This is a genomic window from Shimia sp., from assembly GCF_965227725.1.
Lineage (GTDB): Bacteria > Pseudomonadota > Alphaproteobacteria > Rhodobacterales > Rhodobacteraceae > Shimia.
Genome location: NZ_CBDDGH010000004.1, coordinates 215,904 through 234,944 on the forward strand (window position 1 = coordinate 215,904; position 19,041 = coordinate 234,944).

Annotated in this window: 15 protein-coding genes; 9 read left to right on the forward strand and 6 right to left on the reverse strand. The window is 56.9% G+C overall.

The features are described from left to right. Positions 1-224: 224 nt before the first annotated feature. From ACO07T_RS08880 to ACO07T_RS08900, 5 genes are all read left to right on the forward strand, one after another. Complete coding sequence (locus ACO07T_RS08880; protein WP_422049098.1) at positions 225-1,808, forward strand: ABC transporter substrate-binding protein; 1,584 nt, start codon at positions 225-227, stop codon at positions 1,806-1,808. A 1-nt stretch (position 1,809) separates the two neighbouring features. After that, complete coding sequence (locus ACO07T_RS08885; RefSeq protein WP_209059410.1) at positions 1,810-2,766, forward strand: ABC transporter permease; 957 nt, start codon at positions 1,810-1,812, stop codon at positions 2,764-2,766. Between the two features lie 12 nt (positions 2,767-2,778). Further along, a complete protein-coding gene (locus tag ACO07T_RS08890; RefSeq protein ID WP_422049099.1) occupies positions 2,779-3,594 on the forward strand; it encodes an ABC transporter permease in 816 nt (271 codons plus the stop codon). After that, a complete protein-coding gene (locus tag ACO07T_RS08895) occupies positions 3,591-5,228 on the forward strand; it encodes an ABC transporter ATP-binding protein (protein ID WP_422049100.1) in 1,638 nt (545 codons plus the stop codon). The genes ACO07T_RS08890 and ACO07T_RS08895 overlap by 4 nt, the downstream gene beginning before the upstream one ends. A 141-nt stretch (positions 5,229-5,369) precedes the next feature. Beyond that, positions 5,370-6,206 (forward strand): alkaline phosphatase family protein, encoded by an 837-nt coding sequence (locus tag ACO07T_RS08900; protein WP_422049101.1) that lies wholly within the window; start codon positions 5,370-5,372, stop codon positions 6,204-6,206. Here the strand turns inward: ACO07T_RS08900 and ACO07T_RS08905 are convergent. Next, the gene (locus ACO07T_RS08905) at positions 6,198-7,526 is read right to left on the reverse strand and encodes an aspartate aminotransferase family protein (protein ID WP_422049102.1); all 1,329 of its coding nucleotides are present in this window, start codon (positions 7,524-7,526) and stop codon (positions 6,198-6,200) included. The genes ACO07T_RS08900 and ACO07T_RS08905 overlap by 9 nt on opposite strands. Next, positions 7,523-8,353 (reverse strand): 3-keto-5-aminohexanoate cleavage protein, encoded by an 831-nt coding sequence (locus ACO07T_RS08910; RefSeq protein WP_422049103.1) that lies wholly within the window; start codon positions 8,351-8,353, stop codon positions 7,523-7,525. Before ACO07T_RS08910 ends, ACO07T_RS08905 begins: the two co-directional genes overlap by 4 nt. Before the next feature lie 110 nt (positions 8,354-8,463). On the opposite strand from ACO07T_RS08910, the gene ACO07T_RS08915 reads away from it, so the two are divergent. The 4 genes from ACO07T_RS08915 to ACO07T_RS08930 all read left to right on the forward strand — a co-directional run bounded on the left by ACO07T_RS08915 (position 8,464) and on the right by ACO07T_RS08930 (position 13,492). Beyond that, a complete protein-coding gene (locus tag ACO07T_RS08915) occupies positions 8,464-9,330 on the forward strand; it encodes a MurR/RpiR family transcriptional regulator (RefSeq protein WP_422049104.1) in 867 nt (288 codons plus the stop codon). A 47-nt stretch (positions 9,331-9,377) separates the two neighbouring features. After that, positions 9,378-10,340, forward strand: a complete 963-nt coding sequence (locus tag ACO07T_RS08920; RefSeq protein WP_209077091.1) for a TAXI family TRAP transporter solute-binding subunit — start codon at positions 9,378-9,380, stop codon at positions 10,338-10,340. A gap of 80 nt (positions 10,341-10,420) precedes the next feature. Further along, positions 10,421-13,054 carry a TRAP transporter permease gene (locus tag ACO07T_RS08925; protein WP_422049105.1) on the forward strand — a complete coding sequence of 878 codons (2,634 nt, stop codon included), beginning with the start codon at positions 10,421-10,423 and terminating at the stop codon, positions 13,052-13,054. Between the two features lie 12 nt (positions 13,055-13,066). Further along, the gene (locus tag ACO07T_RS08930; RefSeq protein WP_422049106.1) at positions 13,067-13,492 is read left to right on the forward strand and encodes a universal stress protein; all 426 of its coding nucleotides are present in this window, start codon (positions 13,067-13,069) and stop codon (positions 13,490-13,492) included. A 69-nt stretch (positions 13,493-13,561) separates the two neighbouring features. On the opposite strand, the gene ACO07T_RS08935 is transcribed toward ACO07T_RS08930, so the two are convergent. From ACO07T_RS08935 to accD, 4 genes are all read right to left on the reverse strand, one after another. Beyond that, complete coding sequence (locus ACO07T_RS08935) at positions 13,562-15,568, reverse strand: CocE/NonD family hydrolase (RefSeq protein ID WP_422049107.1); 2,007 nt, start codon at positions 15,566-15,568, stop codon at positions 13,562-13,564. A gap of 98 nt (positions 15,569-15,666) precedes the next feature. After that, on the reverse strand, positions 15,667-16,287 hold the full coding sequence (locus ACO07T_RS08940) for a trimeric intracellular cation channel family protein (RefSeq protein ID WP_422049108.1): 621 nt from the start codon (positions 16,285-16,287) through the stop codon (positions 15,667-15,669). Positions 16,288-16,534: 247 nt separating this feature from the next. Further along, positions 16,535-17,815, reverse strand: coding sequence for a bifunctional folylpolyglutamate synthase/dihydrofolate synthase (locus ACO07T_RS08945; protein WP_422049109.1), 1,281 nt, complete (start codon positions 17,813-17,815; stop codon positions 16,535-16,537). A 92-nt stretch (positions 17,816-17,907) separates the two neighbouring features. Beyond that, positions 17,908-18,837, reverse strand: coding sequence for an acetyl-CoA carboxylase, carboxyltransferase subunit beta (gene accD, locus ACO07T_RS08950; protein ID WP_209059355.1), 930 nt, complete (start codon positions 18,835-18,837; stop codon positions 17,908-17,910). Between the last annotated feature and the right edge of the window lie 204 nt (positions 18,838-19,041).

The window sequence follows — 19,041 nt, forward strand, 5'->3', positions numbered from 1 at the left end:
CCTGACGCGCATACCTCTCTGAACCCTACAATTTTTTAAATGGCCATTTAATATGTCGGTTTCAGCGCGCAAAAGGCCGGTTTTCGAATACCCCCATTTCACAGAGTTAGCGGGCGTTTTGCCCCTCTAAAAACTTTGTCAGCACTGCCACATTTTCCTTGCTTTGAGTCGCGTTCGGATCGCAGCATGTCAGAAAACGACAAAATCAGCATGGGAGTCTCCAAATGAACAACGAACTTAAGTACCTGAGCCGCCAGGCGGCGTTGGGGAAACTGTCACGCCGCACCTTCCTGGGTCGCGCTGGCGCGCTTGGTGTATCCGCTGCCGCAGCCAACACAATGCTGTCCACCGCAGTTCATGCAGCAGGTCCGCAAAAGGGCGGCACATTGCGCATTGGTCTGCAAGGCGGCTCCACCACGGACAGCATGGATCCCGCACTGGCGACCAACACCGTGGCCGTGAACCTGATCCGCATGTGGGGCGAGCCACTCGTTGAATTGACCGACGATGGCGGCCTGCAGGGCAAAGTCGCAGAGAGCTTTGAAGCTTCTGCCGACGCCAAGACCTGGACCTTCACCGTTCGCAACGGCATCACCTTCTCCAACGGTCAATCCGTGACCGCAGAAGATGTGGCAGCGACCATTGATCGTCACTCCGGCGAAGACACCAAATCCGGTGCGCTTGGCTTGCTGCGTGACATTAAAGGCGTCCGCGCCGACGGCCGCAATGTGATCATCGAGCTCAACAACGGCAACGCTGACCTGCCGTATCTGATGAGCGACTACCACCTGATCATTCAGCCAAACGGCGGCAAGGATGCGCCAGACGCAGCCATCGGCACCGGCCCCTATATCATGAAAGAGATTGATATGGGCGTGCGCTTTGTTGCGGAGAAGAACCCGAACTACTGGGGTGACCTCGGCCACGCGCAGACCATCGAAATGCTGGTGATCAACGACAACACTGCACGTGTAGCTGCGCTGCAATCCGGCCAGGTTGACATCATTGACCGTGTGCCACCGCGCACCGCGGGTCTGGTGGCACGCGCGCCAAACATCACTGTCGCCTCCACCGCAGGCCCCGGCCACTATGTGTTTATCGCACACACAAACACTGCACCGTTTGACAACCCGGACCTGATGATGGCGCTGAAGCACGGCATCAACCGTCAGGAAATGGTCGACAAGATCCTGTTCGGCTATGGCTCTGTTGGCAACGACACGCCAATCAATGCCGCGTACCCGATGTATCAGGAAATCGAGCAGCGCGAGTATGACCCGGAGAAAGCCGCAGAATACTTCAAGAAATCCGGCCACTCCGGTCCGGTTCTTCTGCGCACCTCCGACAACTCCTTCCCCGGCGCGCCGGATGCTGCGGCTCTGTTCCAGCAATCTCTGAAAGCCGCCGGAATCGAGCTGGAAATCAAGCGTGAGCCAAACGATGGCTACTGGTCTGAAGTCTGGAACAGCAAACCGTTCTGCACCAGCTACTGGGGCGGCCGCTCCACGCAGGATCAGATGTTCACCACCGCGTATCTGTCCACCGCAGACTGGAACGACACGCGCTTCAACAACGAACAGTTTGACCAGCTGCTGATCGCGGCACGTGCGGAGCTTGACCAGACCAAGCGTAAGCAGATGTATGCTGACATGGGCACCATGGTGCGCAACGAAAGCGGCCTGATCTGCCCGATGTTCAACGACTTCATTGACGCCTACACCGACAAGCTCGGCGGCTGGGTCGAAGGCGTTGCAGGCTTCTCGCTCATGAACGGCTACGCGGCACAGCGTATGTGGGTGACCGCCTGATATGTCGCTCCTTTTGAAACTTTTGGCCCAGCGCATCGCGCTGGGCCTCCTTCTGCTCTTCCTCGTCTCGATCCTGATCTTTGCTGGCACGCTGATTTTGCCAGGGGACGTGGCACAACAAATTCTCGGTCAATCCGCTACGCCTGAGGCACTCGCCAACCTGCGCGAAGAGCTCGGCGTAAATGACCCTCCCGTACAACGCTATTTTGACTGGCTCGGCGGCCTTGTCCAAGGCGACCTCGGGACCTCTTTGACCAGCGGAAAGGCCATTACAGAATCCATTGGCAGACGCCTTGGGAACACATTGTTCCTGGCGTTCTGGGCAGCCATCATTGCTGTGCCTCTCGCGATTTTGCTGGGCCTCTTGGCCGTGCGCTACCGCGAACGCTGGCCAGACAAGATGATCTCCGCCGTTACCTTGGCTTCGATCTCCGTCCCTGAGTTTCTGATCGCTTATGTGGCCATCTTCTTCATTTCAGTTCGCCTGAGATGGGCGCCATCGGTGACAACCATCAACGACAGTATGAGCCTTGGTGAGAAGCTGCACACGATCAGCATTCCCATTGCAGTTCTGACCCTTGTTGTCTTGGCCCACATGATGCGCATGACCCGCGCTGCGATCCTCAATGTGATGCAATCCGCCTATATCGAGACGGCTGAGCTGAAAGGCCTGCGCATGTTCACCATCATCTGGAAACATGCCTTCCCCAACTCCATCGCGCCGGTTGTGAATGTTGTCATGCTCAACCTGGCTTACCTTGTGGTTGGCGTTGTGGTGATCGAGGTGGTCTTCACCTATCCCGGCATGGGGCAATATCTGGTGGACCACGTGTCCAAGCGGGACATTCCTGTGGTTCAGGCCTGCGGCTTGATATTCGCTGCGGTCTACATCGGCATGAACATGATCGCCGACATTGTCTCCATCGTCACCAACCCGCGTTTGCGGCATCCGAAATAGGGAGGTCTCCAGATGAGAATACCCATCGCCGCCCTGATCGGGCTTTTCTTCACCGCGCTGTATTTCCTGGTGGCCATTTTCGCCCCATGGATCGCACCTTATGGTATGGCTGAAATCGTCAGCCGAAATGTATGGTTGCCACCGTCCAGTGAATTCCTACTGGGCACGGACAACCTCGGCCGCGACTTGCTGAGCCGTATGATCTATGGCGGGCGCACCACAATCTTTATCGCGACTGCAGCCACCATTCTGAGCTTTACCACTGGATCGGTCCTTGGCTTCCTTGCCGCTGTTCTTGGTGGCTGGGCAGATCAGGCCATGAGCCGGTTTGTCGATCTGATCATGTCGATCCCATCGCTGATCTTCGCACTTGTGGTACTGTCAGTCACACCGGTGACCGTTCCGGTTCTGATCATCGTCATGGGTCTCTTGGACTCCACGCGCGTTTATCGTCTGGCACGTGCTGTGGCCGTTGACATCAACGTCATGGACTATGTGGAAGCCGCCAAACTCCGAGGCGAAGGCCGCGGCTGGATCATCTTCCGCGAAATCCTTCCTAACGCGCTCTCCCCTCTGATCGCGGAAATGGGCCTGCGCTTTATCTTCATGGTGCTCTTCGTCTCCACACTGTCTTTCCTGGGTCTCGGCGTACAACCGCCGCAAGCGGACTGGGGCGGTATCGTGAAAGAGAACGCTGACGGCATCGTCTATGGCATTGGTGCAGCCCTTTACCCGGCTGTGGCCATTGCCACACTTGCGATCTCCGTCAACCTCGTTGCGGACTGGATCCTGAACCGCACCACATCGCTGAAGGGAGGCCGCGGATGAGCGACAAGCTTCTAAAAGTCCAAGACCTCAAGATTGGCGCGACGGTGTATCCCCCCGGCGAAAAGCCCCAAGATATCGAAATCGTGCACGGGGTGAGCTTTGAGCTGGAAAAGGGCAAGGTGCTTGGCCTCATCGGGGAATCCGGTGCCGGCAAATCCACCATTGGCCTGGCCTCTATGGCTTACGGCCGTGGCGGCGTCAAAATCACCGGTGGGGAAGTCTGGGTTAATGGCCGCGACATCCTGAAATCCGGGCACGGCGACATTCGCAGCCTGCGCGGCGGTGAGGTCACCTATGTCAGCCAATCCGCTGCGGCCTCCTTCAACCCAGCCAAGCAGATCATGGATCAGGTGATTGAAGCTGCCGTGGTGCAAGGCAAGTTCTCCAAGAAGGAAGCCGAGGCGCGCGCCGTTGAACTCTTCCGCAAACTTGGCCTGCCGGACCCGGAGAACATCGGCAATCGCTACCCCCACCAGGTGTCCGGGGGGCAGCTGCAGCGCTGTATGACAGCGCTTGCGCTCTGTCCGGAGCCGGATCTGGTTGTGTTTGATGAACCAACCACAGCGTTGGATGTGACAACTCAGATCGACGTGCTTATGGCGATCAAAGAGGCCATACGAGACACGGGCGTCGCCGCGCTTTATATCACGCACGACCTCGCGGTTGTGGCGCAGGTGAGCGACGATATCCTTGTGCTCAAGATGGGCGACATGGTCGAATATGGCCCCGTTGATCAGATCATCAACGACCCTCAGGAGGATTACACCAAAGCGCTCGTCTCGGTTCGCTCGATCGACCATCAGGAGAAAGAGGCGACCCCTGAGCCGGTACTTAAAGTTCAGAACATCACCGCACGCTACAAAGGAACCAACTTTGACGTTCTCAAGAACATCAACGTCGAGCTTCACCCCGGCCAAACCCTCGCGGTTGTGGGGGAAAGCGGGTCCGGCAAATCGACGTTGGCCCGGGTGATCACAGGGCTTTTGCCGCCCAAAAATGGGACCATCCATTTTGCTGGCCGCGATCTTTCCCCTGATCTTGATGGACGTTCGCGCGAAGATTTGCGTGAGCTCCAGATGATCTACCAGATGGCGGATGTCGCGATGAACCCGCGCCAAACCGTGGGGACGATCATTGGTCGTCCGTTGGAGTTCTACTTCGGTCTCAAAGGCGCAGAGAAGCGCAAGCGCATCATCGAGCTTTTGGATGAGATCGAAATGGGCGAGAAGTTCATTGATCGGTATCCGGCGGAGCTTTCAGGCGGCCAGAAACAACGTGTGTGTATTGCCCGCGCTTTGGCTGCAAAGCCCAAGATGATCATCTGTGACGAGGTGACAAGCGCGCTCGATCCACTGGTGGCGGATGGCATCCTGAAACTGCTTTTGGATCTGCAAAAGATCGAGGACGTCGCGTATCTCTTCATCACCCACGATCTGGCCACGGTGAAGGCGATCGCGGACTCAATTTCCGTGATGTATCAGGGCGAGGTTGTCCGATACGGCGGCAAAACCGACGTGTTGAGCCCGCCATTTGACGACTACACCGATCTTTTGCTGAGCTCTGTACCGGAAATGAAACTCGGCTGGCTGGAAGACGTCATCGCGCACCGCAAAATGGAAAGCGCCGGGAACTAATTCCAAACGCCAAAATGAAAAAGTTGGGCGATGTCATTAAGACGTCGCCCTTTTTGATTAGCCGGGCCCTGATTGTCGCATTTGCAATAGTTCTTGAAAGCGGAACTGGCGACCGTGGACCGGACGGAAAGGGAGACTCAGATGGACCGGAAACTCTTGCTCATCATTCTGGACGGCGTGCCTTGGCGCAATTGGGAACGCCTGTTTGGCAATCTTGAAGGTTGGGTTGCAGACGGCACCGCCCAAAAGTGGAAAATGCGTTCGGTTCTGCCCTCTACATCTGCAAGCTGTTACGCGTCGATCCATACAGGCGTTACGCCGCAGGAACACGGCTGTACAGGCAATGGCAACGTGTTCCGGATCAAACAGCCAGATGTCTTTGGTCAGGTACGCAAGTCAGGTGGCGTGACCGGCGCGGTCGCGCATTCGTTCTGGTCGGAATTTTTCAACCGGCATCCTTTCGACTATGTGCGGGATGTGGAATATGACGAGCCCGAAAGCGCTACGATCAACCACGGCCGTTTCCACTCCATGACGGGCTACGGAATGGCCAATCAGATGACACCTTCGGATGTGGATCTGTTCGCGACCCTGACGAACCTCTGCCTGAATCGCGGCCTGAACTACGGCATGTTGCACACCTGCACGCTTGATAGCATGGGGCATCGCTTCCAACACGACAGCCACGAAATGGATCACGCCTGTTTTGTGATGGACGAGATGCTTGCGCCCTTCATCCCGAAGTGGCGCGCTCTTGGGTATGAGGTGATCGTGACGGCGGATCACGGACAGGATGCACGGGGGCATCACGGCGGTCGCGACCCACTGCAGCAGGAGTTCGCGCTCTACTACTTCGGAGATGCAAAAGGTCCTGAAGCGGATACTGTTCTCGATCAGCTGCAGCTGGCCCCCACAATCCTGTCGCGCCTTGGCGCTGAGATCCCGGAGACCATGAAAGCTGCCCCCTTCCTAGACTGAGGGCAGCACCGCATTAAACGCGGTCTCAAGCGCATCACAGATCAACGAGATATGGGCGTCTTCCATAATAAACGGCGGCGCAAGCAGCACATGCGCCCCGTTTTGCCCATCGATTGTCCCCCCCATCGGATAGCAGATCAGGCCCGCCTCAAAGGCTGCAGCCTTGAGCTTTGCCGCAATGCCAAGAGCAGGATCAAAGGGCGCCTTGGTGTCGCGGTCCGCCACCACTTCAAGACCAAGGAAAAGCCCTCTGCCTCGGATGTCGCCGATGTTGGCGTGCTGCCCAAACCGCTCCTCAAGCGCGGCACGCAGTTTGGCCCCCTTAGGGACAACCTGCCGAACAATACCGTCATCCACCAAACGTGTGAGTACGGCATGCGACGCCGCCGCAGCGGTTGGGTGGCCATTGTAGGTGTGACCATGTTGAAAGAAACCGGAGCCGTCCCGAATGGTGTTATAAATCTCGGCTGAGCAAAGCATCGCGCCGATGGGTTGGTAGCCGGCCCCCAGCCCCTTTGCGACCGCGCAAATGTCTGGTGTGACGTCGTCCTGCTCACAGGCGAACAACGTACCGGTCCGTCCCATGCCACACATGACCTCATCCAAAATCAGCAAAACGCCGTTGGCGTGGCAAATCTCGCGGATCCGTTTGAAATAGCCCTCAACCGGTGGCACTGCACCTGCCGTTGCGCCCACAACAGGCTCCGCGACAAAGGCCAAGACGTTTTCCGCGCCCAGTTCATCTATGGCCTCCTGAAGTTCATTGGCGACGCGCTGGCCGTAGTCAAAAGCCGTTTCACCGGTTTCCTGGCCGCGATAGGCATAGCAAGGTGAAATGTGGTGGGTGTCCATCAACAGCGGCGCAAAGGGTGCGCGGCGCCATTGGTTCCCGCCTGTCGCGAGCGCACCAAGGGTATTGCCATGGTAGCTCTGACGCCGTGCAATCACGTGGCGGCGACGCCCTTCGCCCTTCTCAAACGCATATTGCCGCGCGAGCTTCAACGCGCTTTCCATCGCCTCAGAACCACCTGAGACGAGATATACGCGGTCCAGCCCTTCGGGTGCGTTCGCGACGAGCTTTTCTGCCAAGGCTTCCGCCGGTTCCGAGGTGAAGAAACCTGTGTGTGCGAAGGCGACAGTATCCACCTGGGCCTTTATCGCCTCGGTCACAGCTGGATCAGAATGACCAAGACAAGACACAGCCGCACCACCGGACCCATCGAAATAGGCTTTACCCTTGGTGTCATACAAAAATGGCCCTTCACCTCGTGCCACTGTGGGCAGGGATTTCTTTGAGTGCCGGGGAAAAACAAAACTCATGAGACTGTGACCTCTTTCAAAAGCGGGCGGCCCAAAGCCTGCGCCGCATCTACCGCGCGGCGAATATTCTCCGCGTTGTCTTCCGCCAACGTGCCATCAGGGCGTTGGATGTTGTTTTCAAAACCGATGCGTATGTGCCCGCCAAGCTTGATCGCAGCTTCGGCAACCGCATGTTCATTTTGCCCAAAAGCGCACACCGTCCAGCGATCAGCGATTTGTGCGGCACCAGCGGCAAATGGCTCAAGCTCTGCAACTTCGGCCAATCGTGGCGGGGCATAGCGACCCAGCACCAGCAGAACGTCAGATTGGCTACGCTCAACCACAGCGGCGTTCTGCCAGTGATCAAGCAATTCCAGATCTTGCTGATCATACAAAATGTGCTGGACCTGAATGCCTGCTTCTCTGGCAAAAGCATAAACCTTAGGGGCCAGTGCCATATCACGGGACATTTCCCGCACCGACACACTCGCGGCCTGCGGTACGAGCTCTTTCAACGCAGAAAACTGATCTTCGACGGAATACTTGCCGGCAGCTTCCGTCGTTACTTGAATGCCCAAATCGGGCGCAGTTTCCGCAATTGCAGAGATCGCCTCACGATAGCGGCCTGCATCAAGAGAATGAGCTCCGCTGTCGTCGCGGACGTGGAGATGAATCTCGTCAGCGCCAGCATCTGCACAATTTTTAGCCGTTTTGGAAATTTGATCTGTTGTAATTGGCAGCTTTGGATGATCTATCCGCCCGCGCCGGGCTCCGTTGGGGGCGACGGTTATCTTAAGCGGCGCCATTGTCTGCCAGTTCAAAGTTTCTTCAGGCAAATGCACAGTCATGAGGTCTCTCGTTTTGCTTCACGCTCACGGATCGCAATGCATGAAACAAATGTTCCAATTGTTGACATCCGTTAAAACAACTGCATAACCTGAGTCAATAGGAGGGACACGTGAGCAACGCCAACCGTCTTCAAGAGCGGGTTGCTGAAAGCTATGCTGGCTTAAGCGTCAAGCTTAAGGCTGCGGCTGATTACGTCGTGCATAATCAGATGGATGTCGCCACGCGCTCCCTCAGATCAGTGTCGGCGGCAAGCGGCGTCTCGCCTGCCACGCTTTCAAGACTGGCCCGAAGCCTCAACTTTGAGAGCTATGAAGACATGCGCGAGCTATGCCGCGAAACGGTGGGAGAGCGCTCCTTGTCTTTTGCGGATCGCGCTGAGCAGCTCACAAGCGATCCTCAGCCCGACCAATCCATGCTCGATCGGCAGGCCGCCGCCTGCGTGCTGAACATCTCAAAACTCAGAGAAGATCTGAACCAAGACCGGTTGAAAGCTGCCGTTGTTGCGCTGAAACACGCCAGAAGTGTTGTTTTGTTTGGCGCCTTTGGCTCGACCGGGATCGTCGAGTACATGGCTTATTTGGCCAACTATTTCACCACCAACTGGACCCTTGCCGGGCGCATGGGCGCTTCTCTTGGCGCAGCGTTGTCCACACTGGCGAAAGAAGATGTTCTACTGATAGTCACCAAAACGCCTTACGCCAAAAAAGCGGTGCGCGCGGCGGAATCTGCCCGCGCTTCGGGCGCGACGGTCATCGTTGTCAGCGACAGCCACGCCTGTCCCGCGATTGAGTTTGCAACTTTTCCCTTTATTGTTCCGTCAGATAGTCCACAATTCTTTTCGTCCTATGCTGCGACTCTGTCTCTATTGGAGACCATGATTGCCATGTTGGTCGCACAGTCAGGCGAAGACGCAAGCCGCCGTATCCGCGACGTAGAACGCCGGAACCAAAGCTTGGGCGAATTCTGGAACGACTGACAACAACACTTGAATTACTCAAACCATCATCAACTAGGGAGCCTAAGATGATTTCGAAACTTAAACTGGCGGGCGCCGCCATTATTGCCTCCATGGGCATCTCCGCGGGTGCATCCGCACAGGAGTTTATCTCCATCGGCACAGGCGGCGTGACCGGCGTCTATTACCCAACTGGCGGCGCGATCTGCCGTCTGGTGAACAAAGGCCGCAAAGAACACGGCATCCGCTGTGCTGTGGAATCCACCGGTGGTTCTGTTTATAACATCAACACCATCAAAGCCGGTGAGCTTGAGTTTGGCGTTGCGCAATCTGACTGGCAGCACCACGCCTATAACGGCACTTCCAAGTTCGCAGACAATCCGTTCCCAGACGTGCGCGCGGTGTTCTCTGTACACCCGGAGCCGTTCAGCGTGATCGCACGTTCTGATGCGGGCGTGAACAGCTTTGCGGATCTTAAAGGCAAGCGTGTAAACGTGGGCAACCCAGGTTCCGGCCAGCGCGCCACCATGGAAGTTGTGATGGAAGCCTATGGCTTCACCATGGACGACTTTGCTCTCGCAACCGAATACAAAGGTTCTGAGATGGCGAAGCAGCTGTGTGACGGCAACATCGACGCGATGATCTACACCATCGGTCACCCTGCCGCGGCCATCAAAGAGGCCACAACCACTTGTGATGCGAACCTCGTGAACGTAACTGGCCCGGAAATCGACAAACTGGTTGCTGACAACCCGTTCTACCGCGTCGCAACCATCCCAGGTGGCATGTACAAAGGCACCGATGGCGACACCACCACCTTTGGCGTGGGCGCAACCTTCGTGACCTCCGCAAACATCTCCGACGATGTTGTCTATGTGGTGGCGAAGTCTGTGATGGAAAACATCGAAGACTTCCGCAAGCTGCACCCAGCGTTTGCTAACCTTGATCCGAAAGAAATGGTTAGCGACGGCCTGAGCGCACCAATCCACCCAGGTGCGGAAAAAGCATACAAAGAACTCGGCCTGAAATAGTTCGGGTTCAAATCTCTAAAAACTACAAATGCGCCCCAGAAATGAGGGCGCATTTGGCCAAGGGCTAGACGAGGACAAAAATGGTTCAGGACCCCAATAAAGATGGCGCTGCTTCCGCCGATGCTATGGTCGCAGAAGTCGACACCGGCGCGCGCAATGCCACGGGTTTTCAAGGAAAACTCATCATCGCGATCTGTATCATCTGGTCGTTGTTTCAGCTCTATATCGCGTCCAAACTCCCCGGCACGCTGGCCCAACTCACAGGGCTTTCTGATTTTGCGAATGTGGTCAGCCAAGCGCGCTATATCCACCTCGCTTTTGCGATGTCACTGGCCATTCTGGCCTTTCCGATGTTTAGAACATCACCGCGTGACCGCATCCCGCTTTATGACTGGCTGCTCCTGGTCATCGGTGTCAGCGCCTGTCTTTACCTCGTCTTCTTCCGCTACCAGATTGCGGATCGTCCCGGCCTCTGGACCAGCACAGACATCACCATGTCCGCTCTTGGCATGATCGTTTTGATGATCTGCGTGTATCGCTCGCTTGGTCTGCCACTTGTGATCATTGCTGGGGCCTTTGTGCTCTTTGCCTTCTTTGGCGGCAACTCCGAGTGGGTGCGCGAGATCACCAACTACGGTGGCGCCTCGCTGTCGAAGGCGCTCGGCCATTACTGGATGCAGACCGAAGGTGTCTTTGGTGTCGCATTGGGTGTCTCCACCACAATGATCTTCCTCTTTGTGCTGTTTGGCGCACTGCTGGATCGCGCAGGGGGTGGCAACTGGTTCATCAAAGTGGCCATTGCCCTCCTTGGCGCGCTGCGCGGCGGCCCGGCCAAAGCCTCGGTTCTCAGCTCCATGATGACCGGCATGATCTCAGGCAGCTCGATTGCGAACACCGTCACCACCGGCACATTCACCATCCCGCTGATGAAGCGCATTGGCTTCCCTGCTGAGAAAGCCGGCGCGGTTGAGGTGGCCTCTTCGACCAATGGTCAGCTGACCCCGCCTGTCATGGGGGCCGCTGCCTTCCTGATGGTTGAATATGTGAACATCCCCTACATCGACGTGGTCAAACACGCCTTCTTGCCTGCGGTGATCTCGTACATCGCGCTGCTCTACATCGTACATCTCGAAGCGCTGAAAATGCAGATGCAGGGTCTGAAGAAGGCCGGTCGCCACATCGGACCGATCATGATCCTCGTGTTGTTCCTGACCGGCTTCATCGGCCTTGGCGCAATCACCTTCGCAATGATCGGTATCCGCAATGTGCTGGAGCCGTTGGTGGGCGACAGCATCTATATCGCGGTGGCACTGGTTGCCGTGATGTATCTTGGTTTGCTCTATGTGGCGTCAAGATATCCAGACATCGCAATGGATGATCCAGACGCCCCGTTGGCAGCGCCTCGTCTGACACCAACGCTTTTGGGTGGGGCTTACTATGCGCTGCCGATCTTCATTCTGGTTTGGAACCTGATGGTGAAAACCGAGAATCTGGATCGCTTGTCCCCGGCGCTCTCGGCCTTCTGGGCGACGATCTTTATGATCATCGTGGCGGTGACACACCGTCCGATCAAAGCGTTCTTCCGCGGTGAAACCGCCGTGAACGCTGCTTTCACCCAAGGCTGGAACGACTTTGTGCAAGGCCTGATCATGGGTGCTCGGAACATGATCGGAATTGGCGTGGCGACCGGCGCGGCCGGCATCATCGTTGGCACCATCAGCCTCACCGGTGCTCACCAAGTGATTGGTCAGGTGATTGAGGTCATCTCTGGCGGCAACCTGATTATCCTGTTGCTCCTGGTGGCGGTTCTGAGCTTGATCCTTGGCATGGGCCTTCCAACCACCGCGAACTACATTGTTGTCAGCTCTTTGATGGCACCTGTTATCGTTGGCGTTGGTGCACAAGCCGGCTTGGTTGTGCCGCTGATCGCGGTCCATATGTTTGTGTTCTACTTCGGCATTTTGGCGGACGACACGCCGCCTGTGGGCCTTGCCGCCTATGCGGCAGCTGCGATCTCTCGGGGCGATCCGATCAAGACCGGTGTGCAGGGTTTTGCCTATGACATCCGGACGGCTCTCTTGCCCTTCATGTTCATCTTCAACACCGATCTTCTGCTGATTGACGTGAGCTTTGGAAAAGCCGTTCTGGTGTTCTTTATCTCGCTCATCGCGATGCTGATATTTGCGGCTGCAACCCAAGGCTATTTCATCGCCAAATCCCGAAAGTGGGAAAGCGCGGCGCTGCTCTTCATCGCCTTCATGCTCTTCCGGCCAGATTTCTTCCTCGACCAAGTGTCAGAGAAGTATCAGACCATGGTTGGGCCGGAAGCGGTGCAACTGGTCGGCGCACAGCCTGAAGGCGCGCTGGTGCGCTTTAAGGTCGAAGGCCCGGACTTCGACACCGGCGACAATCGCGCCACCACCGTCACGATGATCTACCCCGGCGGCGATGCGCTGACGGCGATGTCAAACGGCGGCCTGAGCGTGTTTGAGGAAGATGGTAAGCTGCTGCTCGAAGAGCCCTTCCCCGGCACGCCCTACTTTGGCCAGTTGGGCACCGAGTATGATTACTACGGCGATCAGCCTGTGGTGATCTCGCAGGTACAAGTTGAAAACGAGCGGATGCCAAAAGAGCTGTTCTTCATTCCGGCGCTGCTTCTGCTTGCAGGCTTGATGATGATCCAGCGGCCACGCGCCACACAACCGGCGTTCTAAGGAGAGAAAGTCATGTTCAAGACAATCTTGCTAACCGTGGACGTCAACGATCTGAAAGGCTCTGAGCGCCCCGCCGAGGCCGCGCGCGCGATGGCAATGGCGGATGGGGCTGAACTGCACGTCATGAACGTCGTGCCCGATTACGGCATGTCGATTGTTGGCTCGTTCTTTAGCCAGGATCACAACAAGCTGATCCTGAAAGAAGCCAAAGCGGCATTGGAGGATTGGGCCAAAAGCGCGCTGGCAGGTGTAGAGAACCTGCGCCTGCATGTGGATCAGGGCACAATCTATGATCTCGTTCTAAAGGAAGCCAAAAGCGTAAAGGCCGATGCGATCATCGTTGGCGCCCACAAATCCCAGCTGAAGGACTATCTGATTGGCCCCAATGCCGCGCGGATCGCACGGCACGCCAAACAATCGGTGTTCGTGATCCGCTGATCCATCACTTTCAAAAAAAGGCCCGTCGCGCAGTGCGGCGGGCCTTTTGCTTTTGTGCACCTGCCGAGATCAGAGACGCGGCACGGTGCTTTCCCAGTGCTTCGCAAACACCTCTGCGCCATTCTCGGATGTTTTCAGATCAGCCGTGATCAGGAAGTTCTGCCCATCGGTACGCATAGAAACATCCGCAAAGATCTCAACCTTCCAATCACCGCGCGCCATAGTGCGCCGCCATGTGAAGTGGTTTTCAGCGGAATTTGGATCACGTTCGACAATCGAGAACCGCTCTTGCACACGGGCTCCGGATATGAGGCCGGTGTCCAGATCCTCTGTAAGACCCGTGTCACCCACAATCTCCAGAGTGAGCTGTTGAGACCCCACATCCTTGGCGACGGTCTTCTTATTCTCAGGCGCAGAAACCTGACGTGTGCGCCGGGGCTTCGCCGCCTTTGGCGGATCAAAGGAAACGGATGTTTCCTCCGCAGGTTCTTCGCGCACCGGCAATGAGAGAGCACCGCTTTGCAGCGTCAAAACCGCCGTTTCTGCTTCAGGCCAGACATAGGGCCAATAGCTCGAAGACAAGGCCAGCCGCAGCTGATGCCCAGGAGGCAGCTGATAGGCGCAGTGGTCCAGTGTCAGGGTCACATCAACGGGTTGATTGATCGGCAGATCGACAAAAGCCTCGTGTCCATCACGATGCCGAAGGTTCAGCACGCCATGCGTGATCAAGGTGCTTTGCCCATCCGGGTGCACATCGCACAAACGCGCGATCAGCTGCGCCTTTGGCTTGTCCGCCGAGAGCTTCAACCGCACCGAGGGCGCGCCAACAATGGCGCGGGAAGCGGTAATAACTTCTGTCTCAAAGCAGCAGGACAAAGCGTCGTCTTCGCGCTGATCAGCAGGCAATTCCCCCGGCGCTGTCCCGGCAGGTGCCAGCGAAACCGGGAAATACTCGCCAGTGGCCTGTCCGCAGAACAGAGCGGGCGCAACGATACGCTCCGCTGGGCCTTCGGTCTCTGAAAGACTCTTACCGGTCAGGAAAAAACTCTCAGCTGGCGCGTTGATGTCTTCTGCAGAGTCCGCGATCCACCGCCCTGGGCGGTCATCATAGATGGTCGCCGGGGGCACGCTGTCCATCAACCAACGGCGCATGTCTGGCAGCACTTCTACACCGTTGTCGATGCCCTTAAGCCAACGATCCCACCACCGCAGCATTTCCCCAAGAAAGTCGATCTGCGGTCCCGGCGCAGCAAAATGAGGGTACTTATGGATCCAAGGTCCGATAAGGCCTTTCACAGGTGCGTCAAGGTTTTCGACCAGATGCGCGATGGTGTTACGGTAGCCATCGTGCCAGCCGCCCACGCTCAAAACTGCGGCCTTGATCGCGCTATAGTCCTCACAAACGGACCCATGCTTCCAATAGCCATTGCGCGCTTGTTCCTGCACCCATTTCTCCGCAAGGAAAGGCGTGTTTTGCAGCCGCTCAAGCCAGACTTCCCGCCAGCTCTCGCCAACGATTTCTGGATCAGGCGGTAAGGCAAACCACCCCAGTACGGTTGCCGCCCAGCCGGTGTTTTCGCCAAGCATGACGCCGCCTTTATAGTGGATGTCATCGGCAAATCGGTCAGTGGTTGAGCATATGCTCACCACGGCCTTAAGCGCTTCGGGCGCCAAAGCCGCGATCTGAAGACCGTTGAAACCGCCCCAGCTGATACCCACCATACCAACGCTGCCAGAGCACCACTCCTGCGCCGCCAACCATTCGATCAAAGAGACGCCATCTGCAAGCTCTTGCGGCGAGTATTCATCATCAAACAGGCCTTCGCTGTCGCCACAGCCGCGCATGTCCACGCGGACGCAGACATAGCCATGTCCAGCCATATAGGGATGGGTCAGTGCGTCCCGTTCTGCAGTGCCGTCCCGTTTGCGGTAAGGCAGGAATTCTAGGATTGCAGGCAGTGGTTCATCGGTCTCAGGTCGCCAAATCCGGGCGGACAACAGGGTGCCATCTGGCATTGGAATCTGAACGTGCGGATGCTCATTCACTTGATAGGGAAAATCTTCCACCGTTTGCATCTCAAACTCCAGTGCTTGCGGTCACAGCTTTTTGTCAATCTGTACAAACATTTGCATCCTCGCAAGAAAAAGAGAGATAGGTCCAACCTCTGGACAGCTCACTCTTCTGCGGCGATCAGCTGTTTGATGAGGATGAGACGCGCAATCAACATCAACACAAAACACAGAGCGAAGGAGAACGTTTCACCGATGATGGGCGCAGACAGCACATAGATACCGCCGCCAATCAGCGAAACCGTCGCATAGAGATCTTCCTTCAGAACCGAAGGGGTCACATTGCAAAGAACATCGCGGATGATACCGCCCACGATACCCGTGATGCACCCGATCACCACAGCAATGGCGGGATGGGTGCTCATATCCAGCGCGTCACGCACGCCCACTAGAGTGAACAGTGCCAACCCTATGGCATCAAGTTGCATCAAAAGGCGCAAACGTCTGCCATTGCCCGACGGAAGGCGTGTGGCGACAAAATACATGGCTACGGCCACGGGCACCGCAGTGGCGAGATAACTCAGATCCTCAATCCAGAACACCGGCGTGCGGCCAAGCAGCAGATCCCGAAGCGTGCCCCCACCCACTGCGGTGGCGACACCGATCAAAGTGGCACCAAAGAGATCCAGCGTATGTCGCACCCCTTGGATCGAAGCAGAGGCCGCCATCACGGCGGTCGCGATGATTGTTGTGAAAGTGACAAACTGGGTGAGCGGGTCGATCATAGGTAGCGACTTTCACGTGGGCCCAAATGGCGCAGATTGATGCGCAACGACGCATCTAGCTAACATTATTAAGGGGGCCGAACGCCCCCCATTTTTCACCTGCCGGTCCCTGTTCCCAAACGCCATCTGCCTTATTTTCTGCGGCGCGAGGAGTTGATTTCACTATAGGAGCGGTGATTCGCTCCCGTCAACTGTCTGGGATCTCAAATCGCAAATCTGCCAACCAGAGCTTGGCAGATGCATAACATTAGCCGTTTTCGCGCAGCACCGCGCCTGCCAGATAGAGCGAGCCGCAAATCAGGATGCGCGCTTCCGGGGATTGCGCCGAAATGGTCGCTATCGCCTTGGCAACACTTTCAGCGACATGTGCCGTAAGCCCGGCCGCATTCGCATGTTCGGCGGTTTCTTCTGCCAATAGCGTGTTGGCTTCTCCCGGAATGGAAACCGCGTGCAAGCTGTCGGACACCTCAGCCAAGGGTGACAAATACCCAGAGACGTCTTTGGTGTTCAGCATGCCACAGATGAGATGTGTTTCGCGCTTGGGCAGCCCTGCGATATGGGCGGCCAAAGCCTGCCCTGCCGCTGCATTGTGCCCGCCGTCGAGCCAAAGCTCAGCGGAGGCAGCCGCCTCCACCAATGGCCCCTCGCGCAAGCGTTGCATACGCGCAGGCCAGAAAACGTCTCGCATGGCCGCTTCGCAGGCTTCCGCATCGCAACCGAGGTGGCGCAACGCCGCCAAGGCCGCACCGGCGTTTTGGATCTGATGTGCACCGGGCAAGGCAGGGAGCGGCAGATCCAGCAGGCCGGTTTCATCCTGATAAATCAGGCGGCCGTGTTCCTCATACACATGCCAATGCTGCCCATAGGCGATCACCGGAGCGCCCAGACGGGCCGCGGTTTCTTCAATAACCGCCATTGCCTTTTCCGGCTGAGGGCCCACCACAACAGGGATCCCGCCCTTGATGATCCCAGCTTTTTCAGAGGCGATCTTGGCAAGCGTGTTCCCAAGGAACTGCTCATGGTCGATAGAAATTGGCGTGATCACGCACAGCTTGGGATCGTCGATCACATTGGTCGCATCCAGACGGCCTCCAAGACCGACCTCAAGCAAGGTGTAATCTGCCTGCACGCGCGAAAATGCGAGCAGGGCCGCGCAGGTGGTGATCTCAAAATAAGTGATGTTCTGGCGCTCGTTGGCCTCCCAACACTGATCCAGCACCTGTGTCAGATGCGCCTCGTCAATCAGCTCCCCTGCGAGCCGGATACGCTCGTGAAACCGGGCGAGATGGGGGCTTGTATAGGCGTGGACCGTTTTGCCTGCACCTTCCAGCCCAGCGCGGATCATCGCCTGTGTACTGCCCTTGCCGTTGGTGCCCGCCAGATGGATGACCGGAGGCATTTTCTTCTCCGGATTTTCAAGCGCATTGAGCAATCGCCACATGCGATCCAACGTCAGATCAATGATCTTGGGATGCAGCGCCAGCATCCGGGCGAGGATGGCATCTGATGTGTCTGAAGTGTGGGTCATGTGCGCCTCCGAAACAGTGAGCCCGCCCTAAATGAAAGCGGGCTTCCGGTCAAACAAACCGAAAGCCCGCAGCTCAATAAAATTCTGAAAACTTACGCGTCCTGCGCAGTGTCCTCTTTGGCTTCGTCCAACTCTTCCTGAGTTGGCGCCGGCAGGTCTCCTTTGACGGCCGGAGGCATGTCCATCAGCATGCGGATGATCGTCACCAGTTCGTCCTTCATTTCGGTGCGTTTGGTGACACGATCCAGCATACCGTGATCCAGAAGATACTCCGCGCGCTGGAAGCCCTCGGGAAGCTGTTCGCCGATGGTTTGCTGAATGACCCGTGGCCCCGCAAAACAAATCAATGCGTTTGGCTCGGATATCTGCACATCGCCCAACATCGCGTAAGATGCCGTCACGCCACCTGTGGTCGGGTGGGTCAAAACCACGATGTAAGGCAGACCGGCTTCTTTCAGCATCTGCACAGCAACCGTCGTGCGGGGCATCTGCATCAGCGACAGGATACCTTCCTGCATACGCGCGCCACCGGCGGCGGAGAACAGCACCAGCGGGCGTTTCATGGCAACCGCACGTTCGGCAGCGGCGATGATTGCATTGCCCACATACATGCCCATGGAGCCGCCCATGAAAGAGAAGTCCTGACACGCGGCAACAATCGGTGTGCGCCCGATTTCGCCTTCTGCCACCAGCATCGCTTCTTTCTCGCCGGTCTTCTTCTGCGCGGCCTTCATGCGTTCCGGATATTTCTTCTGATCGCGGAACTGCAGAGGGTCGGCCAGCGGTTCAGGCACCTCGACCTCAACAAAGACACCACCGTCAAAAAGCGCCTCAAAACGGTCGCGGGCTGTGATCGCCATGTGGTGGCCGCACTGGGTGCAAACGTTCTGATTGCCCTTAAGCTCGCGGTGAAACAGCATCGTGCCGCATTCGTCGCACTTGGTCCAAAGGTTGTCCGGCACCTCACGGCGCGAAAAGATCGAGTTGATCCGCGGGCGGACATAGTTTGTGATCCAGTTCATGTGATCAGGGTCCTCTGGCTTCCAATCAGGCACCGAAATAAGACGCCACGTCAGGAATTGCAATCTATGGCGTGCTCTCTCCTGTGGGAACGGTCGAAACCAGCCTGCTGTGATTGGCGTTTCCTGCTGCCAGGGCGCGCTGGCGGCGGGGCAACACTTTGTCAGCAAATGTGAATTTGTGTGCCTCAATTGATGAATGGGCGT